The sequence below is a fragment of the Campylobacter concisus genome (genome assembly GCF_050447505.1).
GTDB classification, from domain to species: domain Bacteria; phylum Campylobacterota; class Campylobacteria; order Campylobacterales; family Campylobacteraceae; genus Campylobacter_A; species Campylobacter_A concisus_BP.
Genome location: NZ_JALMFZ010000001.1, coordinates 1,700,045 through 1,725,873 on the forward strand (window position 1 = coordinate 1,700,045; position 25,829 = coordinate 1,725,873).

25 protein-coding genes are annotated in these 25,829 nt (G+C 42.1%); 2 read left to right on the forward strand and 23 right to left on the reverse strand.

What is annotated here, in order from left to right; translation table 11 throughout:
• Positions 1-145: 145 nt before the first annotated feature.
• The 17 genes from MTT09_RS08615 to MTT09_RS08695 form a co-directional block, all read right to left on the reverse strand.
• Positions 146-784: a uroporphyrinogen-III synthase gene (locus tag MTT09_RS08615; protein WP_429803531.1), complete on the reverse strand. Its 639-nt coding sequence runs from the start codon at positions 782-784 to the stop codon at positions 146-148.
• Positions 777-1,937, reverse strand: coding sequence for a multidrug effflux MFS transporter (locus MTT09_RS08620; RefSeq protein ID WP_429803532.1), 1,161 nt, complete (start codon positions 1,935-1,937; stop codon positions 777-779). Before MTT09_RS08620 ends, MTT09_RS08615 begins: the two co-directional genes overlap by 8 nt.
• Before the next feature lie 111 nt (positions 1,938-2,048).
• The gene (locus MTT09_RS08625) at positions 2,049-2,693 is read right to left on the reverse strand and encodes a cupin domain-containing protein (RefSeq protein WP_149713404.1); all 645 of its coding nucleotides are present in this window, start codon (positions 2,691-2,693) and stop codon (positions 2,049-2,051) included.
• Between the two features lie 73 nt (positions 2,694-2,766).
• Positions 2,767-4,632 carry a bifunctional tRNA (5-methylaminomethyl-2-thiouridine)(34)-methyltransferase MnmD/FAD-dependent 5-carboxymethylaminomethyl-2-thiouridine(34) oxidoreductase MnmC gene (gene mnmC, locus MTT09_RS08630; protein WP_429803533.1) on the reverse strand — a complete coding sequence of 622 codons (1,866 nt, stop codon included), beginning with the start codon at positions 4,630-4,632 and terminating at the stop codon, positions 2,767-2,769.
• Positions 4,629-6,074, reverse strand: a complete 1,446-nt coding sequence (locus MTT09_RS08635) for an N-acetylmuramoyl-L-alanine amidase family protein (protein WP_429803534.1) — start codon at positions 6,072-6,074, stop codon at positions 4,629-4,631. Before MTT09_RS08635 ends, mnmC begins: the two co-directional genes overlap by 4 nt.
• On the reverse strand, positions 6,071-7,162 hold the full coding sequence (locus MTT09_RS08640) for a nitronate monooxygenase (RefSeq protein WP_429803535.1): 1,092 nt from the start codon (positions 7,160-7,162) through the stop codon (positions 6,071-6,073). Before MTT09_RS08640 ends, MTT09_RS08635 begins: the two co-directional genes overlap by 4 nt.
• The gene (gene tyrS / locus MTT09_RS08645; RefSeq protein WP_103607601.1) at positions 7,163-8,371 is read right to left on the reverse strand and encodes a tyrosine--tRNA ligase; all 1,209 of its coding nucleotides are present in this window, start codon (positions 8,369-8,371) and stop codon (positions 7,163-7,165) included.
• A 9-nt stretch (positions 8,372-8,380) separates the two neighbouring features.
• Entirely contained in the window at positions 8,381-10,570 is a 2,190-nt protein-coding gene (locus MTT09_RS08650) for a RelA/SpoT family protein (protein WP_429803536.1), read from the reverse strand.
• Positions 10,557-10,772, reverse strand: coding sequence for a DNA-directed RNA polymerase subunit omega (locus MTT09_RS08655; RefSeq protein ID WP_004317259.1), 216 nt, complete (start codon positions 10,770-10,772; stop codon positions 10,557-10,559). The genes MTT09_RS08650 and MTT09_RS08655 overlap by 14 nt, the downstream gene beginning before the upstream one ends.
• Positions 10,773-10,790: 18 nt before the next feature.
• On the reverse strand, positions 10,791-11,507 hold the full coding sequence (pyrH, locus tag MTT09_RS08660) for a UMP kinase (protein WP_009294284.1): 717 nt from the start codon (positions 11,505-11,507) through the stop codon (positions 10,791-10,793).
• Between the two features lie 73 nt (positions 11,508-11,580).
• Entirely contained in the window at positions 11,581-12,798 is a 1,218-nt protein-coding gene (locus MTT09_RS08665; protein ID WP_021088579.1) for a murein hydrolase activator EnvC family protein, read from the reverse strand.
• A complete protein-coding gene (locus MTT09_RS08670) occupies positions 12,795-13,610 on the reverse strand; it encodes a cell division protein FtsX (RefSeq protein WP_103612972.1) in 816 nt (271 codons plus the stop codon). The genes MTT09_RS08665 and MTT09_RS08670 overlap by 4 nt, the downstream gene beginning before the upstream one ends.
• Positions 13,597-14,268, reverse strand: a complete 672-nt coding sequence (locus MTT09_RS08675) for a cell division ATP-binding protein FtsE (RefSeq protein ID WP_004317228.1) — start codon at positions 14,266-14,268, stop codon at positions 13,597-13,599. Before MTT09_RS08675 ends, MTT09_RS08670 begins: the two co-directional genes overlap by 14 nt.
• Positions 14,252-15,439, reverse strand: a complete 1,188-nt coding sequence (gene trmB, locus MTT09_RS08680) for a tRNA (guanosine(46)-N7)-methyltransferase TrmB (protein WP_429803537.1) — start codon at positions 15,437-15,439, stop codon at positions 14,252-14,254. The genes MTT09_RS08675 and trmB overlap by 17 nt, the downstream gene beginning before the upstream one ends.
• Positions 15,439-15,852: a hypothetical protein gene (locus MTT09_RS08685; RefSeq protein WP_429803538.1), complete on the reverse strand. Its 414-nt coding sequence runs from the start codon at positions 15,850-15,852 to the stop codon at positions 15,439-15,441. The genes trmB and MTT09_RS08685 overlap by 1 nt, the downstream gene beginning before the upstream one ends.
• Positions 15,853-15,970: 118 nt before the next feature.
• On the reverse strand, positions 15,971-16,645 hold the full coding sequence (locus tag MTT09_RS08690) for a fibronectin type III domain-containing protein (protein WP_429803539.1): 675 nt from the start codon (positions 16,643-16,645) through the stop codon (positions 15,971-15,973).
• On the reverse strand, positions 16,578-17,549 hold the full coding sequence (locus MTT09_RS08695) for an RluA family pseudouridine synthase (RefSeq protein WP_149713411.1): 972 nt from the start codon (positions 17,547-17,549) through the stop codon (positions 16,578-16,580). The genes MTT09_RS08690 and MTT09_RS08695 overlap by 68 nt, the downstream gene beginning before the upstream one ends.
• A 52-nt stretch (positions 17,550-17,601) precedes the next feature.
• On the opposite strand from MTT09_RS08695, the gene MTT09_RS08700 reads away from it, so the two are divergent.
• On the forward strand, positions 17,602-18,708 hold the full coding sequence (locus MTT09_RS08700) for an FtsW/RodA/SpoVE family cell cycle protein (RefSeq protein ID WP_021088649.1): 1,107 nt from the start codon (positions 17,602-17,604) through the stop codon (positions 18,706-18,708).
• A 502-nt stretch (positions 18,709-19,210) separates the two neighbouring features.
• On the opposite strand, the gene MTT09_RS08705 is transcribed toward MTT09_RS08700, so the two are convergent.
• The 5 genes from MTT09_RS08705 to gap all read right to left on the reverse strand — a co-directional run bounded on the left by MTT09_RS08705 (position 19,211) and on the right by gap (position 23,843).
• Positions 19,211-19,879 (reverse strand): DUF2625 family protein, encoded by a 669-nt coding sequence (locus MTT09_RS08705; protein WP_429803540.1) that lies wholly within the window; start codon positions 19,877-19,879, stop codon positions 19,211-19,213.
• Positions 19,880-19,957: 78 nt separating this feature from the next.
• Positions 19,958-20,776: an enoyl-ACP reductase FabI gene (fabI, locus tag MTT09_RS08710; protein ID WP_021088025.1), complete on the reverse strand. Its 819-nt coding sequence runs from the start codon at positions 20,774-20,776 to the stop codon at positions 19,958-19,960.
• A gap of 168 nt (positions 20,777-20,944) precedes the next feature.
• Positions 20,945-21,625 (reverse strand): triose-phosphate isomerase, encoded by a 681-nt coding sequence (locus MTT09_RS08715; protein ID WP_429803541.1) that lies wholly within the window; start codon positions 21,623-21,625, stop codon positions 20,945-20,947.
• A 3-nt stretch (positions 21,626-21,628) separates the two neighbouring features.
• Complete coding sequence (locus tag MTT09_RS08720) at positions 21,629-22,828, reverse strand: phosphoglycerate kinase (RefSeq protein WP_429803542.1); 1,200 nt, start codon at positions 22,826-22,828, stop codon at positions 21,629-21,631.
• A gap of 16 nt (positions 22,829-22,844) precedes the next feature.
• Positions 22,845-23,843: a type I glyceraldehyde-3-phosphate dehydrogenase gene (gap, locus tag MTT09_RS08725; RefSeq protein ID WP_009294741.1), complete on the reverse strand. Its 999-nt coding sequence runs from the start codon at positions 23,841-23,843 to the stop codon at positions 22,845-22,847.
• A 79-nt stretch (positions 23,844-23,922) separates the two neighbouring features.
• Between gap and nadD the strand changes: the two genes are divergently transcribed.
• Positions 23,923-24,804, forward strand: coding sequence for a nicotinate (nicotinamide) nucleotide adenylyltransferase (gene nadD / locus MTT09_RS08730; protein ID WP_103573482.1), 882 nt, complete (start codon positions 23,923-23,925; stop codon positions 24,802-24,804).
• Here the strand turns inward: nadD and MTT09_RS08735 are convergent.
• Entirely contained in the window at positions 24,788-25,771 is a 984-nt protein-coding gene (locus MTT09_RS08735) for a YeiH family protein (protein WP_429803543.1), read from the reverse strand. The two genes, nadD and MTT09_RS08735, sit on opposite strands and share 17 nt — an antisense overlap.
• Positions 25,772-25,829: the final 58 nt, after the last annotated feature.

The following is a 25,829-nucleotide window of genomic DNA, read 5'->3' on the forward strand; positions in this document are numbered from 1 at the left end:
CAAAAGGTTGCAACTTCTCGCTGTTTAAGGCTCAAACGAAGCCACATCGCAAGGCACCCATACCTTTTCGCTAACAAAAAAGTGTTGGACCCCGTAAAATGCTGACTCGCTTCACTCAGGCAATAAAATTATATAAATTCTTTGCTTAAAGTAACGTTTTGGCAAGTGCGATACAAGCGTTTATATCTTGACTTTGACTAACAAGTGGCGTGCTAAATTTTAGCTCTTTTGCAGTAATCTTTCCGATGCTTATCGTCTGGTAGCTCTCGTCCCAGCCAAAATTAGTTAGAAAATTTCTCACATTTATCGGAGATGAGAAGATCAAAATGCTATTTTTTGGCGGTTTTAGCTCCATTTTGCAAGGATTTAAGACATTTTCATAAGCGATGACCGCCTTTATATTTACGCCACCCTTTTGTAAAATTTCTAAGAAATTTGAAGCGCTATCTTTGCCCTTTAGATAAAGCACCTTTTTGCCTTTTAAAAGTGGCAAAATTTCTCTTGCAAAGTCATCTCCGTGTGCATTTTGCCCAGTGTAAATTTCACTAAAGCCAAACTCTCTTGCCGCCGCTGCGCAACTATTTGCGATAGCAAAAACTGGCAAATTTATAGGCGAAATGCCATTAAATTTTAAAGCTTTAAAGGCATTTTTGGAGGTTGCCACAAGCGCGTCATATTCGCTTAAATTTATCTCAAATTTCAAAAACTCTATCTTACTAACGCTTAAATTTATAACGCTCTCATCAGTCGTTTTTGTGTTTGAAACAAGATAAATTTTACGCAACTCTTTTTAACCCCACAAATGATATAAAAGCAAGCACGCTGCAAGCTAAAATAGCTATTGAAGTCGAGTAAAAAATGTCACCAAGCCCAACTAATGGCGAGATGATGCCACCTAAGAAAAATGGGCAAAATCCAAGCACCGCCGAGGCTGAGCCAGCGTACTCTCTGCCCTCATTCATCGCAAGTGAAGAGGCTGTTGGTAAGATAAAGCCAGTAAAGAGCAAAAGTAAGAAAAATGCGATGATAACGCCGATCACTTCAAATTTAAAGCAAAGCATAAACGCTATAAAAATGCTAGCAAACAAGGTGCCAAAAAGCCCAGTTTTTAGTGCTTTTCGTTCATTTAGCAAGCTTGCAAGCCTAGCACCTATGACGATGGCTAGACCATTTGCCGCAAAGCAAAAGCTGTAGCTTACTGGGCTTAGCAGGTAAAACTCTTGTAAGATAAAAGAAGATGCCGCGATATAGGCAAACATCGCAGCCATCGTAAATGTCTGGATCGCAATAAATAGCATAAATTTCTTTTTTCTTAAAATTTTGCCAAAGACGCTGTAGGTCTGAAGCAAAGGCACTTTTAGGCGGTTAGCAGGGCTTAGGCTCTCTTTGAAGTAAAAATTTGCGATAAATAGCAAAATGCCAATGATCGTTAGCGCCATAAAGATGCCGCGCCAGTCGGTAAATTTAAGTAGCAAGCTGCCGCCTATGGGCGAAAATATCGGAGCAAGACCATTTACAACCATCATAAGACTAAAAAATTTAGTCATCTCGTGACCCTTGTAAAGGTCGCTCACAACGGCTCTTGAGATAACCAGACTGCCCGCACTTGCAAGCCCTTGTATGATGCGCATAAAGATAAAAAACTGGATATTTTGCGCAAAAAATATAAAAATCGTGCTTATCGTGTAGATGATGAGCGAGATGGTAAGTGGCGTTTTTCGCCCAAATTTATCGCTGATTGGACCAACTATTAGCTGGCCTATCGCAAGGCCTGCCATCGAGGTTGTAAGGGTTAGCTGGGTTGCTGAAACGCTTGTGCCAAACCACTCAGTTATGGCTGGAAGTGCTGGCAGGTAAAGGTCTGTGACAAATGGTCCAAAAGCTGAAAGCGCGCCCAAAAATAGTAGTAAAAATAGTTTGGAATTTTCTTTTTTCATAGCTCTTCTTTAAATTTTAAAGGGATTATATTATGACTTTGCTTTTTGGGTTATTAAGGGTAAATTTAATGTGATTTATAAAAGAGAAAAGCCCTAAAATAGGGCTTATTTTTACATTTTGTCTTTTGTGACGATTAGAAGCATTTTGAATTTATCTTTCACTTTTAGGCCATGTGGGATCTTGCCTGGAAGCACGATGCTATCGCCCTTTACTAGATGAAAACTTTCATCAGCTATCTTTAAATCAAGCTCGCCATCAAGCGCGATAAGTAGCGCATCGCCAGGGGCAGCGTGGGTTGAGAGCTCTTGGTCTTTGTCAAAACTAAGTAGCGACATCGAGCCATTTTCGTTTTTGACAAGCGTCTTACTAACTATCTTGCCACTCTCGTAGCTAACGGCATCTGCGAGGCTAAAGACACTCGCTTTGTCTAAATGATCTATCATAACATTCTCCTTAAAATCTATTAGTAAATATTTTGTCTTCTTTGTAAATTTGAGCTTTCGCCAGGTTTTTGCCTCGATAAGGCAGGCCTCATCACGTCCAAGCTTCATCTGCTTTTCGCCGTATTCAAGCTGCGCTTCGCCGTCAATGACGAAGGCAAGGCTATCTATAAAAAGCATCTCGTGATCAAGCTCCTCGCCCTCATCAAATGCGTATATATCGATGCTTGCGTTTTTATTTTGAAAGAGCCTTTTGCTAACGACGCTTTTTTCAACTATCTTTGTGTCTTTGTCAAGATTATAAATTTTACTCAAGTTGTATCCTTTTTTGCGAAGGATTATAATGCAAGTTTTGATAACAGTTCTTAACTTATGTTAAGGAATTTGACTATTTTAGTCCTTTTTTTAGCTTTCTTATCAAAAATCTAGCAGGATGAAGCTCAAAAAATAGCGATCTTTCTATGCAAAGTGGGCGATCAAGCACAAGATCTGTTATCAAATTTGCTCCAAGTATCGCTGTGCCAAGGCCACGTGAGCCGTGAGCGAAATTTACAAAGAGATTTTTTTCGTAGCTTGCTTTTGGGTTATTATCTTTATTTTTACTCCAAAATAGCCCTTTGTAGTTTTGCTTGTAAAACTCCTCATCGTGCAAGGCGCCAATTATCGGAAATCTATCTCCGCTATAACTTCTATATCCCACACGTGAGCCGATGATAGTGACTTTTGTGGTGTCAAAAAACTCGCTCACGTCGCTTAAATTTTTAGCATTATCCTCGTCTTTAGGCATGTCACAAATTTCATTTCTAGCGTAGGTTGCACCGATAACTTGCACGCCTTTTACGGCTGGGCAGATGTAGCCTTTTGCACTTAGTGGCAGCTCATTTTTTAGCACTGGTTTTAGGTGCGTGACTTGACCTCTGACACTACTTATTTGCATGTCGTAACTTCTAAATATCTCGCTACTCTTGCTACCTGTGCAAAAGATCAAAATATCAGCCTCCAAGCTTTTTTTATTTTTAAATTTAACGCTTATCTTGCCATTTTGTAGGTGCGTCCTGCTCTCATACTCGTGGTTAAATAAAATTTCAAAGTTACTTGATAGAAATTTACAAATTTCTCTTGGCCTAGCATAAGCCGCCTCTTTTATAAATATCCCAGGATATGGCTTTAAACTCTCATCAAATTTAAAAAGATCCTCCGCACTTTGATCCTGCCATGAGGCGTATCTTTTAATGAGCTCATCGTCAAATGCATAGTCGATGCAGCCATTAAATTTGATGAGGCTTTTTGGTAAATTTGCCTTGTAAAATCTCACTGCTTGCAAAAACGCATTTATGTGCATGCGGCCTAAATTTACCCCAGGCTTCGTAACTAGTGGCATCAAGGCGCCGCAGTGATTACCTGAGCCATTTGTCGCGACCTCACTCTTTGCCTCGGCGATCACCACTTTAAAGCCATTTTTGGCTAGCTCTCCAGCGGTGGCAAGTCCAGCCACACCTGCTCCTATAACAAGCGCTGTTTTGCCTTTTACGCTGGCAACCGGCTCGCACCTCGCAAACCAAGCGTCCTTTAAATTTTCATCCTTTTTCTCTAGCACAGCGCTGCTCATCTGGCGTTTTCTAGCGTAGCCCTCTTTTAGGCTCAGAAAAAAGCCAGCATTTTTTAGCCCATCTTTTACCATTTTTGCGCACGAGTAAGTTCTAACTATGGTGCCAACCCTGCTTAGCCTTGCGATCTGCTTAAAGACGTCCTCGCTCCAGATCGAGCCATTTTTGCTTGGGGCAAAGCCGTCTAAAAACCAGATATCAGCGGCAAAATCAAGCTCAGGCAAAATTTGATCTGCTTCGCCGTAGCAAAGATCAAGGGTGATATTTGGGGCGAAATTTATGCGGTGTATGCCAGAAATCAGCGGTGGATAGAGCGAAACTAGCTTTTTAGCATAGGCTTTAAAAATGCCTAAATTTTCATAAATTTTTAAAAGATCTTCTTTTTTAATGGGGCTTTTTTCGATACTAACGAAGTGAAGTTTTTTGGAGCTATTTTTAAATTTCTTACAAAGCGTGAAGAAATTTAGCCCAGCGCCAAAGCCAGTCTCAGCAACTATGAAGCTATCTTTGCTCTGCCAAATTTCATCAAGTGCGCTCGCAAAGACAAATTCGCTCTCAAGCCAAGGTTTTTCGGTGTTAAAGTAGATGTCGCCAAACTCTTCGTTAAATGGAATTTGTCCTTTAAAGCTTAAATTTGCATTTTTCATCTATTTTTTGCGAAATATCCATCTATGCCGTTTGCGATGCCGTTTGCAAGGGCTTTTTGATAGGCTTCGTTAAAGAGTTTTTCGCCCTCGACTGGATGCGTGATATATCCGATCTCGACAAGAACCGCTGGCATAAGAGCGCCCACGAGCACCCAAAATGGCGCCTCTCGCACGCTGCCGTCGCTGGCTGCATAGACCTTTCTAGCGCTTGCTAAAATTTCTTTTTGGATGTCGATGCCAAGCTTGTTTGAGGCGATGATCTTCTCGCGGTTTAGCACGTTTAGAAACGTTTGCTGCGAAAAGTAGTTCATCTCTTCGATGTCTGATTTGTTTTCAAGTGCGGCTGCGTTTTTGCTGCGCTCGCTCCTTGCAGGCGATAAGAAAAATGTCTCGATGCCATGCATGCTCTTTGCTTTAGCAGCGTTTGGAGCGGCATTTGCGTGGATGGATACAAAGAGGTCAGCCATCTTGTCGTTTGCAAATTTCGTTCTTGATCTTAAATTTATAAAAACGTCAGTTGATCTGGTGAAATAGACCTTGTAGCCACGAGATTTTAGTATCTCGCCAAGCTTTTTGGCTACACCTAAAACGGCTGTTTTTTCTTTTAAACTACCATTTACCGCACCAGGATCTGTGCCGCCATGCCCTGGGTCGATGACGATCGTTTTGTTGCGTGAAAACTTACCCGCCGCAACTGGAGGTAAAGGCTCTTCTACTGGCTCACTTTGCGCTGGCTCAGACTTTAAATTTGGCTCTACCGCGCTTTGTGCTGGCTTTTCGTTTTTATTTTTAAGCTTATGAAGTGGCGCTCTTACATTTTCATTTGAGATGAAATTTTGAGCGCTAATTATTAACAAATCCCCAGTTGCATTTGCTTTTATCGTCTTTTGCACCTTGTCAGAAAAGATGATCCTGACGGTGTTTTTATCATACTGCGAGATGTGGATGTAGTCTGAGATGAAATTTTTATAAGTTAGTGGGTTGCCATTTAGCCTGCCATCGATGTCCATGATATTTTTGTAGGCATTTTGCTGTTTGGCAAACGATGTTTTTAGCCTTGCGGTGTCTAGCTTTGTGTTAAATTTAAGCACCAAGGTGTCATTTACCTTTGTGGCACTTAGTAGCGTTAAAGCTGGCGAAACCGCTGGCGCGCTGGCACCTTTTACGCCGTTTATCGAATTTAGATCTCTTATATATGCGCTTGAGTCAAAGCCAAGCGCTTTTGAGCTTGTTATGAGCCTAGTAAGTGCCTGCTTTTTCGTGTTTTTGTCGTTTTTAATGATCGCATCAACGTAGATATTTTTTATATCGTTGTGAAGCTTTATCTTAGCGCTTCTATTTAGAGCCATAAAATTTCTATCAAATTTGGCAAAAGTCTCCGAATTTGTCGCCGCAAAAAGAAAGCTAAATGCTAGAAAAAGAGATATTAAAACCCGTTTCATTCACCATGTACCAGCTTATGTATTAGCTCTTTTACGCTTATTAGCTCTTTTAGTTTGTAGCCGTTTGCCCCCGTAAAAAATAGCCCACTCTCTTTTTTGCCACTATATGCGTCAAATAGCCTATCCGCGATGCAGTATCCCACCTGCTTTGCCTCTTTGCCTCTTTGGCAAGGGCTCACGCAGTTGCTTATGCACTGGATCTTTGGCCCCATTCTTTTATCGACTAAATTTATCAAATTTGTTCTTATCCCGCGAGCTGGATAGCCAACTGGGCTCTTTATAAGCTCGATATCTTTCTCTTCAGCTGCAAGCAAGACCTCTTTAAAGCCGATATCTGCGTCACACTCGTGTGTACCAATAAAGCGTGTACCCATTTGAACGCCGTCTGCGCCTAGCGATATCGCCTTTTCGATGTCGTTTTTATCCCAAATTCCACCAGCTGCGATGAGCGGAAAGTCACCCCACTCTTTGATCTCAGCTTTTACCTGCGGGATGAGATTAAATAGTGAAAACTCAGGATCAAGGCACTGCTCGTATGTAAAGCCCTGGTGGCCGCCACTTAGCGGTCCCTCAAGCACGACAGCATCTGGCAAGCGCTCATATCTTTGAAGCCAGCGCTTACAGATTATCTTTAGTGCTTTTGCGCTTGAGACGATCGGAACTAGTGCTATCTCTTTAAAATTTTGTGTAAATTCAGGTAAATTTGTAGGTAGCCCTGCACCAGATACTATGATATTTATACCAGCCTCGCAAGCGTCTTTAACCACCCTTGCGTAGTCATTTGCTGCATACATTATATTTACGCCAAGTGGCAAGTCACCACAAATTTTACGTGCATTTTCTATTACAGCTCGAAGGCCTCTTGTGGAGTAGAAATTTTCGCTTCCAAAAGGCTTTGCATTTAGCTCTTTATCTATAAATTTGCGGTTTTCATAGTAGCCTGTGCCAACTGAGCTAATTATGCCAAGACCGCCTTCTAAGCTCACATTGCCAGCTAGTTTGTCCCAGCTGATGCCAAGTCCCATACCGCCTTGAAATATCGGGTATTTTATCTCGTATTTACCTATTTTTAACGGCTTTAACTCCATTTATTCAACCTTTATCTTCGCAAATTTACGCTTTCCAACCTGCAAGATATACTCGCCTGCTCCTAATTTTAACTGCTCATCGCTAATTTTTTCTTGATTGACGCTAACTGCGTTTGCTTTTATATCTCGCCTTGCTTGAGAGTTTGACTCACTTAGCCCACACTGAGATAAGGCCTCTACTATCCAAATCGGCGCTTTTAAGCTAAATTCTTTCATATCAGTTGGTAGCTGATTTTGAGAGTGAACGCTGTTAAATTCAGCCATAGCAGCCTTAGCAGCCTCCTCGCCGTGATACCTCGCTGTTATCTCATAAGCAAGATCCTCTTTCGCCTTTTTTGGATGATATTTGCCACTATTTACGTCATTCATCAGCTCTTCTATCTCGCCTAGTGTTTTTGTGCTTAGTAGCTCGTACCAGCGCCACATAAGCTCATCACTTATGCTAAGCGTTTTTGCAAACATATCATTTGCATTTTCAGTTACGCCGATATAGTTGCCAAGGCTTTTGCTCATCTTATTTACACCATCAAGCCCCTCAAGAAGTGGCATCATGATGACAGCTTGCTCTTTGCCGATATTATATGTTCGCTGCAAAGTTCTGCCCATTAGAAGGTTAAATTTCTGATCTGTGCCACCCATCTCGATGTCGCACTTCATAGCAACGCTATCATATCCTTGAAGAAGCGGATACATAAACTCAGAGATTGATATAGGATTGCCCGCTTTTATCCTCTTTTCAAAGTCATCTCGCTCTAGCATCCTAGCTACTGAAAATGTGCTAGTTAGCTCAATTATACCAGCAGCGCCAAGCTCATTTGACCATTTTGAGTTAAACATTATCACAGTTTTTTTAGGATCTAAAATTTTAAAAACTTGCTCTTCGTAAGTTTTTGCATTTTTTAAAACGGTCTCTTGATCTAGTTTTTTTCTAGTGGCTGACTTGCCTGTTGGATCGCCTATTTGAGCGGTAAAATCGCCTATCAAAAACTGCACTATCGCGCCATGCTTTTGAAGCAAAGCCATCTTGTTTAAAACGACTGTGTGACCTAGGTGAAGGTCTGGAGCTGTTGGGTCAAAGCCTGCTTTTACGTAGAAATTTTCACCTTTTTCATAATAATTTTTAACCAAATTTTCAACTCTCTCAGCATCGATCATCTCGGCAACGCCGCGGTTTATCTCTTGTAAAATATCGTCTATATCTTGAACCATTTTTCTCTCCTAATTATGATATGGGTCGCTTTGCGAAACAAAATCAATAATCTTATATCTATCTTTGATCTTCTCTTTGATCTCGTTTGCATCGATATTTTCTGCTATTTCGACGCTTATTTCAAACGTATCTCCGCTAAGATCATTTGCTTCGTTTAGCGAGATTGTAGCTAAATTTATATCAAGTCTAGCAAGATATGTTAAAAATTCAGCCAACGCACCTTTTCTATTTTCTAAATTTAATAAAATTTTATACCTATGTGGGGCATTTCTCGTCCATTTGACAAAGATGATCTCATCGCCTTTATCCATTAACTTGCCAGCGCGCTCGCAAAGCTTGTGATGCACTGTCACGGTGTGACCATTTTTAAAGCCAACTATGCTATCGCCCCTTTTTGGATTGCAGCAATAATCAAACTCGACATTTGAAATTTTGTGATTTGAGTAGATCACTATGTTTTCAAATTTTTGCTTTTTGATCTGGTATTTGTCGCCCAAAGAGATCATAAAAGGGCGCTCTTTTCTAATGTATTTTTTAAGCATATTTGCCACTTCTTGCAGATACTCGCTATCAGTTGCTGCACGAAATACCTTTTTGCCTAAATTTTCGCACTCTACCCACTCTAAAATTCTATCTTTTGAGACGTTAAACACTGATTTTAAGATATCTATCGCCATTTTGTAGTTTATATCTTTGATCTTTTGCTTACAAAATGACCTTATCGTCGCCTTTGCCTTGCCTGTTCGTACGCTATTTATCCACGAACAGCGAAATTTAGCCTCTTCGCCAGTTACTATCCTAACGATGTCGCCATTTTTTAGCTCTGTTAGAAGTGGCATCCTAACTCGGTTTATATAAGCTTCTTTTGCGTAAAGTCCGATCTCTGAGTGAATCTCATAAGCATAATCAAGCGCCGTAGCACCACGTGGCAGAGTAAAGACCTCGCCCTTTGGAGAATAAACTGCGATATCTTCGATATAAAGGCTATCTTTTGCGTATTCATAAAGCTCTTCGACGTTGCTCTCGTTCTCGCTATTTTGCATGCTGATGTCATTTAGCCAGTCAAGCTTTGGATTTAAGAGGCTGCCCTCGCCGTTTTTATATTTCCAGTGAGCGGCAACGCCGTATTCAGCGGTTTTGTGCATATCATAAGTGCGAACTTGCGCCTCAAATATGCTTTTGTTATCAAAAATGGTTGTGTGTATCGTTTGATAGCCATTTTGCTTTGGAAGCGCGATATAGTCTTTAAATCTTGAGATGAGAGGATTAAAATTTATATGCAAATTTCCAAGTGCAAGGTAGCAATCAAGCGGCTTTTGCACGATGATCCTAATAGCAAGCAAGTCAAGCACCTCTTCGATAGAAATGCCCTTTCTTTGCATCTTTAGATAGATCGAGTAGTAGTGTTTTATGCGTTTTTGTATCTCAAAAGTGCCCTCAATAAAGCCATTTTCAAGCAAAATTTGACTTACTTTTTCGTGAAAAGCATTTAGTTTTAGGCTAAGCTGCTGCTTATTTTTGTTTAGGTAGCTATCGATCTTTGCGTATTCTTCTGGCATCGCGTATTTAAAGCTTAGATCTTCAAGCATGTTTTTGATCGATGAAATTCCCAGCCTATGAGCGATCGGAGCATAGACCATAAGCGTCTCTTCGGCTATGCGTTTTTGCTTTTCAGGCCTTAGCGCTTCAAGGGTTAGCATGTTGTGAAGTCTGTCGCAAAGCTTTACGACAAGGACTCTGACGTCTTCTATGGAGATTAAGAGCATCTTTCTAAAAGTTAGCGCCGAGCTTGCTAGTTTTTCGTTGCTGTCTGAGCTTGCGAGCTTGTTTTCTCTAATGGCAACTATCTTTGTAAGCCCTTCAACCAGCTTTGCCACCTCATCACCAAATTCAGCCTGAAGCTCACCTAGCGTTACGTCGGTATCTTCGACCACGTCATGAAGAAGTGCAGCTATGACCATGCTCTCATCGCCGCCCATGTTTGCTACGATAGAGGCTACTAAGATGGGGTGGATGGCGTATGGTTCGCCGCTTTTGCGGTATTGTCCAGCGTGAGATGTGACGCAGCTATCTACAGCTTTGTCTAAAATTTCACTTCTTTCACAAAGAGAAAAGAGCAGCGCCATAGCGTCTGGGACGTTTCTGCAAGCTAAAATTTGCTCGATAAGCTGCTCTAAAAAAAGACTATTTTCCTTCAACTATTGCCTCTAAGCCTATTTTACCCTCAGCCACTTCAAGTAGTGCGATGTCTGCAAATTTCATCTTTGAAGTATCAGCATCAACTAAAGCTATGGCGCCATTTGCTAGCGCTTCTGCACGCTTTGCAACGATAAGTGAAAGCTTATATCTGTCATCTCCTACTTGTTTTAGCGCTCTTGCTGTGATTTGTTCTGTTCTCATTTTTATCCTTTTTGAAATTTATTTTACAACTGAGTATAGGGCTGCTTCTTCTTCATTTATTATTTTTAATAAATTTCCAGCCTTAAACATATTACAAACTAAGATCGGCAGTGCGTTGTCCTTTGCTAAAGCTATGGCAGTATCGTCCATAACCTTGATATCATCGCTCATCGCCTTTTCGTAGTTTAGTGATTTTAAAAGTTTTGCATCTTTGAATTTTTTAGGATCTTTATCATAAACGCCATCAACTTTTGTCGCTTTTATGATCATATCTGAGCCGATCTCGATAGCTCTTAGCGTAGCTGCTGTATCTGTTGTGAAGAAGGGATTGCCCGTGCCTGCAGCAAAGATGACAACTCTGCCCTTTTCTAAATGGCGCTGCGCACGTCCCACGATAAATGTCTCACAGATCGCCTCCATCTTGATCGCGCTTTGCACTCTTACTTCAAGCCCGCTTCGCTCCAATGCTTCACGCATCGCGATCGAGTTGATGACAGTTGCTAGCATGCCCATGTGATCGCCACTTGTTCGCTTGATGATACCATCTTTTGCAGCGCTCACACCGCGCACTATGTTGCCACCGCCTATTACGATACCAACTTCGATATCATTTTCTATAAGCTCTTTTATCTCGCTTGCTATAAATTTAAGCACAGCTGTGTCTATACCAAAACCATTTTCTCCAGCCAAGGCCTCGCCTGAAAATTTGACCAATACGCGTTTTCTCTTACTCATTGTCATGCTCCTTGAAATTCACGCATTTTAGCCAAAAAGCCTTTAAATTTAGCTAATAACGCTTACAAAGTGACTATTTTGAGATCATTTCAAGCGGGTCGATATGGTAGTTTCTTTGCGTTACTTCAAAGGTTAGATCGTTTCTAACTCGGCCTATAACATAACCTTTTTGCACGACTGAACCGACCTTTACAGTTGGCGCGATCTGGCTTAGGTGAGCGTATATCGTGTGGATGCCGTTTTCGTTTTCGATGATGACGACATTTTCAAGCATCGGAGTTGCTTTTGCAAAGACGACCTTGCCATTTAGCACGCTTTTAACCTTCGCATCTGGCGTGCTTGAGCGAAGTATGACTGATTCGTTAAAAATTTTGATGTTATATATCGGATCTACGTAATTGCCAAATTTTTGCTTTACAGAGTAGCTATCAAGCGGAGCGATCGTTCTTGCGCCTGAGTATCTTTTAACTGAGCTTGTCTGATAGCCCCCACCCATTGGCTGGCTCTTTTCGCCCTTTTTGCCGCCTTTGCTAGCTGCTCTTTCTTGCTTTTCTCTGGCAGCTCTGGCTGCTTCATCCTCTTGCTTTTGCATAATAGCAAGCTGCTCAAGTGTCTTTCTTAGCTCGTCTTGTTGGGCTTGAAGCTTGGCTAGCTTTTTGCTGTAAATTTCTTTATCACGTTTTAGCCCGTTTATTGTATTTTTCTGCGTGCTCTCTAGGCTTTGTAGATCATTTTGCTTGCGCCTATAGTTTTTTATGCTTGAGTTTATCTCATTTATCTTGCTTGATTTGTTTTTTATCTTTTCTATCGTATCTTCGTAGTTCTCACTAAGTCTTTTAAAGTCCTCTTTTGCTATGGCATTTAGCTTGGTTAAAATTTGCGACGAGATGATGCTCTCTTCGCTTTGTTTGCCCTCGCTTGCTGACATCATAAGATCAAAAGAGAGATCTTCTGCGATGATCCTTATCATATTTTGCTCTAGTTCTTTTTGGGTGCGCTCTAGCTCTTTGTTTTGCTTTGTTAGATCATCAAGTTCAAGAAGCGCTTTTGAAGCATTTGTCTCAAGAACAGAAATTTGACCTTTTAAATTTGTGATATCGCCGCTTATGCCGCGCAGTTTTTTCTCGCCATTTACGATATCGCCGGCCAAGTCATCAAGCTTTTTACTAAGCTGCTCGCTCATCGCCTGTGTCGATCTTAGCGAGTTTTTGGAGTCTTTTATCTTCTCTTTAGTATTTGATGCAAAAGCTAGACTAAATGCTAGCAAAAGTGTAAAAATTCCTTTTTTCATATCGTGCTTTTTCTAGCCTTACTCATCACTAAACTAACAGCAAAAATGCTTAAAACCACAGCCACGCCAAATAAGATAAATATATCTCTTGAAAGATCAAGACTAGGCAAGACTACATCGATGCTTGCGGCATTTTCTCTAAAAATTTCAATACTAGGCAAGAAAAAGAAAAATGCGCCAACAACAATGGTCGCAACTATGCTATCAACCATGGCTGATTTATAGAGCATAGCTGATTTTAGCCAAAATGGCGCGCCAAAAAGCGTCATGATCTCGATGCGCTCTCTATGCTCAAATAGCCAAATTTTAGTCTGTTTAAGCATAAGCATAAGCCCAACGACACAAAGTATCGCCATAAATGCATACGATATGCTTTTGGCTAAATTTAGCATCTTAAAGACCTTGTCATGGGTCTTTGAAAATGTCTCGACCTTGCTTATACCATCAAATTTCAAAAGCTTTTGCTTTATCTCCTCCATATATTCTGGCGATGGAAATTCGCTTAGTCTTAGCGAGTAAAATTTAGGCAAGGCGTTTTGAAGGATGGATAAATTTTTAGCCGAGATGTCGTTTGATAGGCGATCTATTATCTTTTGTGGGCTTAGTGGCTCAACGCTAGCTAGCATGCTAACCACTGGCTTTAGCACTGGCTCGCTTAGCTCTTTGTTTGAGACCACCACGATGTTGTAGTCATTTCCCATAAGCCTCTCATACTCTCTTACGATCTTGTCTGCTGTGAGGCTAAACTGCACTGAAAATAAAAGCGCGATTAACGGCAGGATAAATCCAAGGTGGTTTTTAAGCGATCTCATGCACGCCTCCATTTTCTATGACGAAGTGGCGGTATGGGATGCGAAGCGTTGATGGGATGTGATGCGTCACCACGACGACGCTTGTGCCTAGAAATTCCCTGGCTGATTTTAGAAGCGACCAGATGACGTCGCTTGAGTATTCGTCTAAATTTCCCGTTGGCTCGTCGCATAAGAGTAAATTTGGATTGTGCGCGAGTGCTCTTGCCATGGCAACTCTTTGCTGTTCGCCGCCACTTAGCTCGCGAGGGTATTTATCGGCTTTATGAAGCATATTTACGTGCTTTAAAAGTTTAGCCACCTGCTTTTTGCTCACATTTTGATTGACGCCTTTGATGATGAGGGGTAACATGACGTTTTTTTCGACATTCCACTCATTTATCAAGCGATAGTTTTGAAATATAATGCCAACTCGCTGCCTAAGCTCGCAAAGTCTTTTGTCATCGATATCGTCCATTTGCGTCATGCAGACATTTAGCTCGCCAGCAAGGGGCGAAATTTCTCCGTAAAATGACTTTAAAAGCGTGCTTTTTCCGCTTCCACTCTTGCCTGTGATAAAGACAAAGTCATTTGCATAGATGTCTAAATTTACGCTATTGATCACAACCTCGTTGCGCTCGTAAGCTAGGCTTAAATTTCTTGCGCTAATTATCTCTTGCATCAGCCAAATACTCCTTCAAAAGCTCGTGTGCTGCTAAATTTTCACGAATTAAGATCGGTTTTTTTATAAAATATTCGCTTTTCTCATCGCTTATTTTGATGAAACACTGCTCTGGTTTGTTAAACGCTCCAAAGGCGACTTTTAGCAAAATTTCACCCTCATTTATGGTGTAAATTTCTTCAAAATGTAAAAAATGATCCTCTTTTTTTATGATGAAATTTTTAAAATTTTTAATGATATTTTTTACGCTTGTCTTTTCTTTAAAGCTAAAATCCCCAGCCAAAACGCTCTCGCCACTTTCAACCTCGCAAGTATAAATAACGTCGTAAATGTCCTTATCTTGGCGTCTCCAGCGGTCTTCATACTTGCTTGTTACTTCTAAATTTCTATTTTTAAAAGCCTCTATCTTTGAGTTTGTAGGCTCTAAAAATTTACTCAAACTAAAGTCGCAATACTCCTTGCTATCAGTCCTTAGCTCAAATTTACCGCCAAGCTTTAGTATCCTCTCACACTCAAGCGCAAACGCCGATGAGACCACGCGTCTATGCTCAGCCTTATCCCACGGCACTGGAAAGTGCAAAAATACTCTATCAACTAAATTTGATCCAATAAGCGAGAGTAAGAGCCTTGCGTCGGTATTTATAAGCCTCACGTTTTCTAGGGCATTTGCCCTAGCTAGCTTTGCTACTTGCTCGATGCTTGGTTTATATACCTCTATGCCAATAACTAGGGCATTTGGGTTGTTTTTAGCCTGATAGAGCAAGTGCCTGCCAGAGCCAAAGCCGATCTCGATAAAAATCTCTTTAAATTTACCTTTTAGCTCGCAAAAAGCTGGCACAAATTCTTCAAGGCTTAAAATTTCACTAACTTTTTTGGTTAAATTTGTCTTTTTTACAGCAAATGCTTGACTGATGACGCCGTTACAACTTTGCTCTTTAAAAAGCTCAAGTGCCTCTTGCAAAAGTCCAACTTTAGCAGGCTTTGTAAGCTTTTCTCCCTTTACGACGACGCCATTTTTGCCTGGCTTTACGACTAGAAAAAAGCCTTCATCTTCATTTTTTGTGTAGATGAGCCTCTCGTTTCGGCCATTTGCCTGCCAAAGAAATTTGATCTTGTCGTTACCAAATGGAAACGAGAGCTCTTTTAAGGACGAAGCGATGAAATTTGGCATTATTTTATGCTAACTTCTGCTTTTGATGACTTATCAGAGGCGATGCCGTATTCATCGACTGCTACGACGCTGTAAGAGTAGCTAGCTCCTTTTTGGACACTGTCATCTCTAAGCCCAGTATCACTTATACCGCTAAAGACTTTCTCGCTAGCACCGCTTCTATAAACTGTATATGAGCTAGCTCTATCAACTGCACTCCAGCTTACATTTACGCCGCTGCCATCGTAGCTAGCGCTTATGCTTGGAGTTTTTGGTGCGCCAAGTGTGCTACCAACGATCGGCTCATCTTGCTTTAAGCTCTCAAGACCGTCTTTATCGACAGCTGTGACTCTATAATACCTTGTCGCTGCGTTTGTATTTATGAGATCCTCATAGGTGTTGCTAGTCGTTTTTGCTAGGTATGTATAAGGCAAAATTTTACTTGTCGTTCTATAAACCTTAAAATAAGCAAAATCCTCAGCTGGCGCGTAATCCCACGTTAAGATGATCTTTTTTGGAGCATTTTTGGTTGCTTGGACGTTCGTTACTGATTTAGGGTAACTCCTTTGTTGTGGCGCTTATGTTTTGGCTTGGTTTTGAGATGACGCCAGAAGAAGTTTTAACTAAGATCCTATACTCATAAGATCTGCCAGGTTTTACCTCAGTGTCGATATACTCGGCGTTTAGTCTGCCATTTACCTCTGCTACTTGGCTAAATTTATTAGCTCCTGCATCGCTTCTTTGGATGATGTAGCTAGCCACAGTGCTATCAGGATGTGGTCTCCAGATCACTTTTACACGGCCTGGAAGCCCTGTGATAGCTTGCGCAAATGGCACAGAGTCAAGTAGTGGCTTAGTAGTCGCAGTTGCGATCGCACCTGGTTGAGAGATGGCGTTACTTGAGTATGTTCTCATTTGATATGTATATGTGGTCTCTGGCGCTAGGTTGCGATCTACGTAGTGCGTCGAGAAGCGGTCTTTGATGTTTGCAACTAGCTGCATTTTTGAGTTTGCTTCATTTGGATTTGAGCGGTAAAGGTAGTAGCCAACGACGCTCTCGTCGGTCACTGGGTTCCACTCAAAGCCAACTTCTGTCATGTCTGAAATAGTTTTTAAGCTTGTAATAGTTGGTAGTGACGTGCTTTGCTGAGTCGGTACGCTAGAGCCGCATCCCGCTAAGAAAGCTACTAAAAATGGTGTCAATATGCGTAGGGCAAATTTTTTCATCAAAAATCTCCTTGGGAATTTTTTTGTAAATTATTTGGTTAAAGTCATCATACGTTTTTGCGGTAAATTCTACCCTTTTGCCAGTTCGCGGATGGATAAAATAGAGCATATAAGCGTGAAGCATAACCCTGCTTATTTTATCGCCTTGGCTCTTAAATCCGTATAAATCATCGCCTAAAATGTGGCGATTTATGCTTGCAAGATGCACTCTTATTTGGTGCGTCCTACCTGTAAAAAGCTTTGCCGCTATTAAATTTACTCCGCTTTCGCTTAGCAAATTTACAAAGGCGCTTTTTGCAAATTTAGCGTCCGCGACAATCGCTTTTTTTAGGCGGTTGTTTGGATTTCTGCCGATTGGCTTATCGATGATGACGTCCTCTTTTAGAGGCAGGTCGGTGAGCGCTAGATAAATTCGTCCCATGCTTTTATCGCTTAGCTGCTCACTAAGTTTTGCGTGGGCGAAGTTGTTTTTAGCAACGACGATAGCGCCACTCGTGCCCTTATCTAGGCGGTGAACGATGCCAGCTCTTACGTCGCCGTTTAAATTTGAAAGCATAAAGCCTTTTTTGTTTAGCCACTCAACAAGTGTCGCCTCTTTGACACTTGGTGCTTGGTGAACGACGATTTGTGGGGGTTTGTTTAGCACTATGAGATCGTCGTCCTCGTAGATGATAGGGATGTCAAAATTTACTTCGTATTCGTTTTGCACCTCTTTTTTTGGGGCAAAATTTACGCAAATTTCATCGTTTTCGCTCAGTAAAAAGCTTGATTTCGAGACTGGTTTTAAATTTACGCTTACAAGGGAGTCTTTTATCAAATTTAAAGCTTGATTACGTGAAATTTGAAGCTCTTTGGCCACTGCAACGTCGAGTCTTGAGCTATTTAAAACATTAAATTTAACCAAAATCAAAGCCTTGTTTGTGATATAATCTAGCCCAAAAATTAAGGTTTGCTTCTTGATAAAACTAGATCGGCGTATTTTAACACATTTTGATTTTATTCAGCCGTTTTTGATCATCCCAATCATAGCCATCTCATACATCCTAGTCTCCGAAGCAAACGACATTTTGGCTAACAAACAGCTTGTATATTTTGGCATAGGATTTGTCTCATTTTGCATCGCATTTTTGCTGCCTATTAGACGTATCGACTGGATCATCCCGATGTTTTACTGGGTCTGCATCGTGCTGCTTTTAAGCGTTGATATCTTTGGAGTTAGCAAGCTTGGAGCTAGGCGCTGGCTTGAAATTCCATTTGTTCACTTCACACTTCAGCCCTCAGAGCTCATGAAGCCAGCCTTTTTGCTGATGCTAGCCTATCTAGTTAAGCAGCGACCTCCAGAGGTCGATGGATACGGGCTAAAAGACTTTTTAAGGCTTAGTTTTTACATACTTTTGCCTTTTGCACTCATCATGAAAGAGCCTGATCTTGGCACCGCGCTCATACTTTTGATAGTTGGCTACACCATCCTTTTTGTCATCGGCGTAAATAAGAAAATTTGGATCTGCATCATCCTTGCCATAGGATTTTCGGCGCCAGTTTTGTATGAAAATTTGCATGATTATCAAAAAAAGAGGATCCACGACTTCATCGCCGAAGAGCCAAGCTACCACGTCAAACAAAGTATCATCGCCATAGGTAGCGGCGGGCTAAAAGGCAAGCCAAAGGACGAGGCGACGCAGACGCACTTTAAATTTTTGCCAATCGCCACAAGTGACTTCATCTTTGCCTACAATATCGAGCGTTTTGGCTTTTATGGGGCGCTGCTTTTGCTTGGGCTTTATGGAGCGCTTATAACGCACTTACTTAGCCTAAACTACGGGCTTAAGAATGATTATTTCACGCAGGTGACCGCCACTGGCATAGCCGCACTAATCTTTGTCTACGTGGGGGTAAATGTCTCGATGACGATCGGCTTTGCACCAGTTGTGGGCGTACCGCTGCCGTTTTTTAGCTACGGCGGAAGCAGCTTCGTCACCTTTATGGTACTTTTTGGGATACTACAAAATCTGCTAACGTTTAGGTTTGATCAGACCTACCGCTCAGTGAAATTTAAATTTTAAAATTTGTAAATTTGCTATGTTAAATCAGGCAAGCATCAGGCAAATTTTTAAATTTCATGAACGAGCAATTTCGGCTCTAAAATTTGAGCTAAGCGGTAAGCGAAGCCAAATTTTAGTAGTCAATCCTTGCGAGTGAGTGATGTTTTAAAATTTGTAAAGCAATCTAATCAAATTTAAATGTTTGTTTCTTTATTAAGGGGGAAGAGGCTTGAATTACGTTCTGCTTGCAGTTGCGAGCTAGCGAAGCAAAAGAGCTCCCTTCCCCCTTAATAAAATCCCCTGTCTGCCCGCAGTTACGAGACGAAGTCGAAGTAAAGCCCCGACAACGTTAGAGGTGGCATGCGAAAGCTCTTTGCGCCGCATGCGTTTTATCATCATGCGAGTGTCAGGCAAATTTTAAAAATTAATGAGCGAGCATATCACGCTTCAAAATTTAGTAAGTTGCTAAGGTGAGTGAGTAAGATTTTAAAATTTGCAAAAGCCGAAATTTACAAAATCAATCCTATTTCTCACCCTTAAACAAAGAAGCAAAATACTCATCAATATTAACGCCATCTTTTTTCATATTTTTTAGCCTCGCCCTTACGTCGGCATCTTGCCAAAGAAGCGGTGGTAGCGCAAACATCACCTTATCAAGGCTAAAATTTCTCACATCTTCGCGCCAGCCATCCCAGCGGTAAAGCTCGTAAAATTTAGATATATCCCCACTTAGCGCCCAGTATAAAAACTGCGAGTAGCCAAGCTGCGTATCCTCCCATTCGCCGCTATCTGGTGCATAGTAAAAGACGTTGCCAGCTTTGCCACCAAAGGCGCCGCCGTTTACCGCAAAAAATCCGCCCAAAACATCATCCGCAACGAGCAAATAGCCAGGCATCTGCCCTACTTCGCTAAAGCTTTTGCCAAGGTTAAAGCTGTAAATTCCGCGCTTCATCTGCTCACATCCTGAGCCAAGTAGGCGCAGCCAACCGCCATCTATCACTATGCCGCCGCACCCATAAACAAGCGCTCCCATCGGCGAGCGAGTGGTGACCTGAAGCCCTAGAAGCTCGCTTTGCGCCCTGCTCTCATCGCGAGGCAAAATTTCATAGCCATTTTTGGCCTCTTTTAGCCACTCTTCGATCAGCGCCCAGCCTGGCTCATTTGTATCTATAAGCTCATCTAAAGCCCTCATTTTCTTTCCTTGCGATAAATTTGGTGAAATTTAAAAGAAGAATTTGGCGAGTCGCCCCGCCAAATTTATGTCAGTAGATTATTTTGCGTCCCAAGCTAGGATCGTGTTGCCCTCGGCGTCGGTAGCTACGTCGCCCATGCCCATGATGTTGTAGCCGCAGTCTACGTAATGAACCTCGCCTGTTACGCCGCTAGCTAGGTCGCTAAGCAGATACATAGCGCTGTTGCCGACATCTTCAGTCGTGACGTTGCGTTTTAGCGGGCTATTTACTTCGTTGTAGCGTAAAATCATCCTAAAGTCGCCTATACCGCTTGCAGCAAGCGTTTTGATAGGACCTGCACTGATAGCATTTACGCGGATATTTTTAGCGCCAAGATCGTGTGCTAGGTAGCGAACTGAGCTTTCAAGTGCCGCTTTTGCAACGCCCATGACGTTGTAGTGTGGCACAAATTTTGGTCCGCCAAGATATGTAAGAGTTAGCACCGAGCCGCCCTCTTTTAGCACCGGCAAAACCGCTCTAGTAAGGCTTAGTAGCGAATAAACACTAGTGCCCATCGCTATATCAAATGCCTCTTTTGTTGTGTTTACAAACTCGCCCTCAAGCGCCTCTTTTGGTGCGTAAGCCACCGCATGTACGACAAAATCGATCTCGCCAAGGTCTTTTTTGATTTGGCTAGCGAGCCCATCTAAGTGAGCTTGGTTATTTACATCAAGCTCATAGACAAATTTACTACCAAACTCCTCAGCGATCGGCTCTACACGCTTTTTAAGAGCGTCATTTAGGTATGTAAATGCCATCTGCGCACCTTGATCGTGACAAGCTTTTGCGATACCGTAAGCTATTGACTTGGCGTTTGCAACGCCTACGATTAGACCTTTTTTACCTTTTAGTATCATCATTTCTCCTTTTTATTTTGTTTGACTTTTAAGCGATATTTAAATTTTAAACCAAATTTAATAGCGGCAGTATCGTGAGATGAATTTTAATGTTGTGTAGAAATTTTAGGTCAAGACTAGGCAAATAGCCTGTCGCGGACTTAAAATTTCGAACTCATTTAAAAGCGCTCACGAGACAACGCGTATCAAATTTAAAAAATTATTCGCATCCCAGCTGGCTGTGCCTACCAAAACCCCATCGCAGCTCTTTATACCTGCGATATCAGCTATGTTTGCTGCATTGACGCTTCCGCCGTAAAGTAGCGGCACGTTTGCCTTTGTCTTTAAGAAACTTAGCACCTCATCTATCTGCTCTATGCTAGCGCTTTTGCCGGTTCCTATCGCCCAGATCGGCTCATATGCGATAACTAAATTTTTATAACCAAGGTCTATATTTTCAAGCTGGCGGCTTAGAAATTCTTTGGTCGCTCCGCTTTCGTTTGTGCTTAAATTTTCGCCGATGCAGTAGATGACATTCCAGCCATTTTTTGCGGCAAAGTCAAATTTCGCTCGCAAAAACTCCTCGCTCTCGTTTAAAATTTCACGCCTCTCAGAGTGGCCGATCAGCACATCTTTGATCTCAAATTCATCAAGCATTGCCTTGCCGATCTCGCCGGTAAATGCCCCACTCTCGCACGGGTAGAAATTCTGCGCTCCAAGCCTAAAAAGATGCCTTTTCTCATCAAAGGAGCTAGCTGGGGCAAATACGCTCACGTCGTCATTTGCGCTTAAATTTGCGTCTAAAATTTTCGCGTACTCTCTAAAGCTCTCTCTTGTGTGGTTGCACTTTAAATTCGCTAGAAATTTCAAGACCTACTCCTCTTTTCTAAGCGGCTTTATGCCAGGCAGCTCTTTGCCTTCTATTAGCTCCAAGCTCGCACCGCCGCCAGTTGAGATAAATGTCATCTCATCAGCGTCGCCTGCGCGCTCAACCACGTCAGCCGTATCACCGCCGCCAACGACAGTTGTCGCGTGAGTGTCGATGATAGCGTGGCTCATTTTGATACTACCTTTGCTAAATTTATCCATCTCAAAAACGCCCATAGGTCCGTTCCACCAGATGGTTTGCGCATCGGCGATGACCTCTTTAAATAGCCTAATCGACGCTGGTCCTATATCAAGCCCCATCCAGCCACTTGGGATCTCTTGAGCTGGGACGTATTTTACGGCACTTTCAGCTGAAAATGTCTGAGCAGCGACGACATCCACTGGCAGGTAAATTTTAACCCCTAGCTCTTTGCCTTTTTGTAAAATTTGCCTTGCATCTTCGATGAGCTCTTCTTCAAGGAGCGAATTTCCGATGTTCTCGCCAAGTGATTTTAAAAATGTAAATGCCATACCGCCACCGATTATGAGCTTATCCACGCGCGGAAGAAGGTTATGCAATGCTTGAAGCTTGCCGCTCACCTTTGAGCCGCCCACGACTGCAACAAATGGACGTGACGGATGTTTTATCAAATTTTGAGCGAAATTTATCTCTTTTTGTAGTAAAAATCCCGCTGCCTTGTGCTTTTCATCGTAAAATTTAGTGATCGCTTCAACCGAGCTATGTGCCCTGTGGCAGACGCCAAATGCGTCATTGATGTAAAATTCGCCAAATTCTGAAAGCTCTTTTGCCAAAGCCTCATCGTTTTTGGTCTCGCCTTTTTCAAAGCGTAAATTTTCTATCATCAAAATTTCGCCAGCTTTTAGAGCCGCAGCCTTTGTTTTAGCGTCATTTCCGATCACATCTTCAGCAAATATCACCTCTCTATCAAGCAGTCTTGATAGCCTCTTAGCAACACCTTGAAGTGAAAATTTCTCTTCATAGCCATTTTTTGGACGACCAAGGTGACTAGCCAAAACCACGCTGCAGCCATTATCTAGGCAGTAGCGGATAGTTGGTATCGCCGAGCGGATCCTGCGGTCATCAGTGATGTTTAAAAACTCGTCCATAGGCACGTTAAAATCGCACCTTATAAAGACTTTTGCACCATTAAGCTCAAGGTCGTTGATCGATAAAATATCACTCATTTTTCACCCTTTAAATTTACTTTGTAGCCACGATCTTGGCAAGATCAACAAGCCTTGTTGAGTAGCCCCACTCGTTGTCGTACCACGCAAAGACCTTCACCATATCATCAGCGATAACCTGTGTAGTGTCGCTCGCTACGATGCTGCTAAAGGTGCTTGTGCAAAAGTCACTGCTAACTCTGTAGTCGTCATCGACGAATAAAATTCCCTTTAAATTTGACTCCGCAGCCGCTCTAAATGCCTCGTTTATCTCCTCTTTGCTAGCTGGTCTTTTTAAAACCGCCGTTAGATCGACCATTGAGACGTTTGCCACTGGCACGCGGACTGCTTGGCCGTGCAGCTTGCCACTTAGCTCTGGAAGCACTTTAGCGATCGCTTTTGCAGCTCCAGTGGTCGTAGGTCCGATATTTAGCGCTGCAGCGCGTGAGCGGCGGAAGTCTTTAGCTTTTACATCAACTAGGCTTTGACCATTTGTATATGCGTGGATCGTAGTCATCAGCCCTTTTACGATGCCAAATTTATCATTTAGCACCTTTGCCACTGGAGCTAGGCCGTTTGTGGTGCAGCTTGCGTTTGAGACGATCGCTTCGCCCGCGTATTTATCGTCATTTACGCCAACTACAAATGTCGCAGTGTCGTCTTTTGCTGGAGCGCTCATGACGACTTTTTTGACGCCGCGAGCAAGATATGGCTCACATTTTTCAGTGGTTAAAAACTTGCCAGTGCACTCTAAAACCACGTCTACGCCGTAGTCTGCGTAGCTAAGCTCGTTTAGATCTCTTGTAGAAAAAACTCTTATCTTTTTGCCATTTACTTCTATAAAATCGTCGCTTATCACCTTAACGTCTTGCTTAAATTCGCCATGAACGCTGTCGTATTTGAGCAAATACCTCGTCATATCCCTTGTTGCGGTGTCGTTAATAGCGACAAGCTCAACATCATCACGCTCTAAAATAATACGAGCAGCACACCTACCGATACGCCCAAAGCCGTTTATTGCTACTTTAACTGACATCTTAGCTCCTTTTGATATAATTACGCCTAATTCTACAAAAAAGAATTTTAAAACAAATATAAACAAGGCACTTTAATAGATGAAGTTAGCACTTTTTGGCGGGAGCTTTGACCCGGTTCATTTAGGACACGATAGCATTGTGAAAATGGCACTAAGCGGCCTTGACATCGACAAGCTCATCATCATGCCAACTTTTATAAGTCCTTTTAAGAGCGAATTTTCAGCTCCGCCAGAGCTTCGCCTAAAGTGGATAAGAGAAATTTGGGGCGGCCTAGAGAAGGTCGAGATCTCAGACTATGAGATAAATTTAGCTCGCCCAGTGCCTACAATAGAGACGGTTAAGTATTTGTATGAGAAATTCAAGATAGAGAAATTTTATCTCATAATAGGCGCGGACCACCTAGCTACGCTTGATAAGTGGCATGGCTACGAGGAGCTTAGAAATTTAGTGCAGTTTGTGATCGCTAAGCGCAATCACATAGAAATTCCACAAAATTTACAAAAAATGGACGTGCACGTCGATGTTAGCTCGTCGCAGATCAGGCACCAAAAGGGGCTTGATGAGCTGCCTAGCGAGATAAAAGATGAGATTATAAATTTTTACCAAGGATTAAAGATGCAGGAAAGATCGATGCAGGAGCGCACCGAAAGTATAGTTAAGGTTTTAGACGCAAAAAAGGCCGAAGAGATACAAGTGTTTGATATGAGCGGGGATGATTATTTCGTAAAGGCCGTAATTATCGCCACTACGCTTGGTGAAAGGCATGCTTACTCGCTAGGAGAAGACCTAAAAGAGGAGCTAAAGCCTCTTGGAGAGAAATTTATAGGTACGGAGAGCTCGCCTGATTGGATCGTGATGGACCTTGGCGACATCTTGATACACCTTTTAAGCCCAGCTTACAGAGCAAAATACAACATCGAAGAGTTTTTGCAAAAGCTAAAAACTAGCAAAGAGTCTTAACAAACACAAGCGATGAGCAAATAAGCCATAAAAATATAAAAAATGCTAGCAAAAATGGCTTTTTGCCCGTCGCTTTAAATATACTCCTATCTATCCCAAACCCCAAAGCACACATCGCGACGCAAAGGCAGATGCTGGCGGCTAGCTTTAAAATTTGTACCAAATTTTCAGGGAAAAATGGCAAAGACCTAACGCAGATCGCCACTAGGAAAAATAGCGCAAACCATGGTATGCTTTTTAGTTTTGAGCCACCGCTATTTTGGCTTAAATTTAAGAAATTTAGCAAAAACAAAAATGGCACTAGCATGATGACGCGAAGCATTTTTATGATGACAGCGGTGCTACTTGTCGTGCTATCAAATGCTGCTGAGGCTGCCACTACATGGGCTACTTCGTGAAGCGAGCCGCCGATAAAAAAGCCGGTTTGGTGTGGCGTGAGAGCTAGAAATTTAGCGATAAATGGATAGATAAACATACCAATCGTCCCAAAGAGCACCACCGTGCAAATGGCGATAGCAAGCTTGTTTGCGTCCGCTTTTATCTCATTTTGAGTAGCCATAACAGCAGCTGCACCGCAGATGCTTGCCCCTGAGCCAATGAGCACGGCACTATCTTTGCTAAGTCCTAAGGCTTTGGCGGTAAAAAGCGCAAAGCAAAAGGTCGCAAATACCATAAAAGCTGAGTATATCACGCCAAGAGCACCGACGCTTGCGATCTGGTTAAAGCTTATGTTAAAGCCAAAAAGTATGATACCAAGCCTTAAAATTTGCTTCCCAGCGATCGCCACGACGCCGCTTGATTTTAAAATTTGAGTTTGTTTGGTGAAAAGATTTGCAAAAATGGCGCCAAGAATGATCGAGATGATGAGCGGACTTGTGTGAAATTTAGCCAAAACCGTGTTTGAGAGCGCAAAAGAAATGGCGCAGATTAGTGCTAGAACAAGCACAGCAAGAAATTTATGAGACATATTTTAACCTTAACTCTTTTTTTAAAAATGCAATTAGCACGTTTGGGTATAATTAGAC

Bases quoted from the DNA above. Each gene is read 5' to 3' on its own strand.
- MTT09_RS08690 (WP_429803539.1), bottom strand. From the start codon at position 16,645: ATGAAAAAATTTGCCCTACGCATATTGACACCATTTTTAGTAGCTTTC.
- pyrH (WP_009294284.1), bottom strand. From the start codon at position 11,507: ATGAGTAAGAGAAAACGCGTATTGGTCAAATTTTCAGGCGAGGCCTTG.
- trmB (WP_429803537.1), bottom strand. From the start codon at position 15,439: ATGCCAAATTTCATCGCTTCGTCCTTAAAAGAGCTCTCGTTTCCATTT.
- mnmC (WP_429803533.1), bottom strand. From the start codon at position 4,632: ATGAAAAATGCAAATTTAAGCTTTAAAGGACAAATTCCATTTAACGAA.
- gap (WP_009294741.1), bottom strand. From the start codon at position 23,843: ATGTCAGTTAAAGTAGCAATAAACGGCTTTGGGCGTATCGGTAGGTGT.
- tyrS (WP_103607601.1), bottom strand. From the start codon at position 8,371: ATGGTTCAAGATATAGACGATATTTTACAAGAGATAAACCGCGGCGTT.
- MTT09_RS08670 (WP_103612972.1), bottom strand. From the start codon at position 13,610: ATGAGATCGCTTAAAAACCACCTTGGATTTATCCTGCCGTTAATCGCG.
- MTT09_RS08720 (WP_429803542.1), bottom strand. From the start codon at position 22,828: ATGAGTGATATTTTATCGATCAACGACCTTGAGCTTAATGGTGCAAAA.
- MTT09_RS08735 (WP_429803543.1), bottom strand. From the start codon at position 25,771: ATGTCTCATAAATTTCTTGCTGTGCTTGTTCTAGCACTAATCTGCGCC.
- MTT09_RS08640 (WP_429803535.1), bottom strand. From the start codon at position 7,162: ATGGAGTTAAAGCCGTTAAAAATAGGTAAATACGAGATAAAATACCCG.
- MTT09_RS08705 (WP_429803540.1), bottom strand. From the start codon at position 19,879: ATGAGGGCTTTAGATGAGCTTATAGATACAAATGAGCCAGGCTGGGCG.
- MTT09_RS08665 (WP_021088579.1), bottom strand. From the start codon at position 12,798: ATGAAAAAAGGAATTTTTACACTTTTGCTAGCATTTAGTCTAGCTTTT.
- nadD (WP_103573482.1), top strand. From the start codon at position 23,923: ATGAAGTTAGCACTTTTTGGCGGGAGCTTTGACCCGGTTCATTTAGGA.
- MTT09_RS08620 (WP_429803532.1), bottom strand. From the start codon at position 1,937: ATGAAAAAAGAAAATTCCAAACTATTTTTACTACTATTTTTGGGCGCG.
- MTT09_RS08655 (WP_004317259.1), bottom strand. From the start codon at position 10,772: ATGAGAACAGAACAAATCACAGCAAGAGCGCTAAAACAAGTAGGAGAT.
- fabI (WP_021088025.1), bottom strand. From the start codon at position 20,776: ATGATACTAAAAGGTAAAAAAGGTCTAATCGTAGGCGTTGCAAACGCC.
- MTT09_RS08635 (WP_429803534.1), bottom strand. From the start codon at position 6,074: ATGAAACGGGTTTTAATATCTCTTTTTCTAGCATTTAGCTTTCTTTTT.
- MTT09_RS08675 (WP_004317228.1), bottom strand. From the start codon at position 14,268: ATGCAAGAGATAATTAGCGCAAGAAATTTAAGCCTAGCTTACGAGCGC.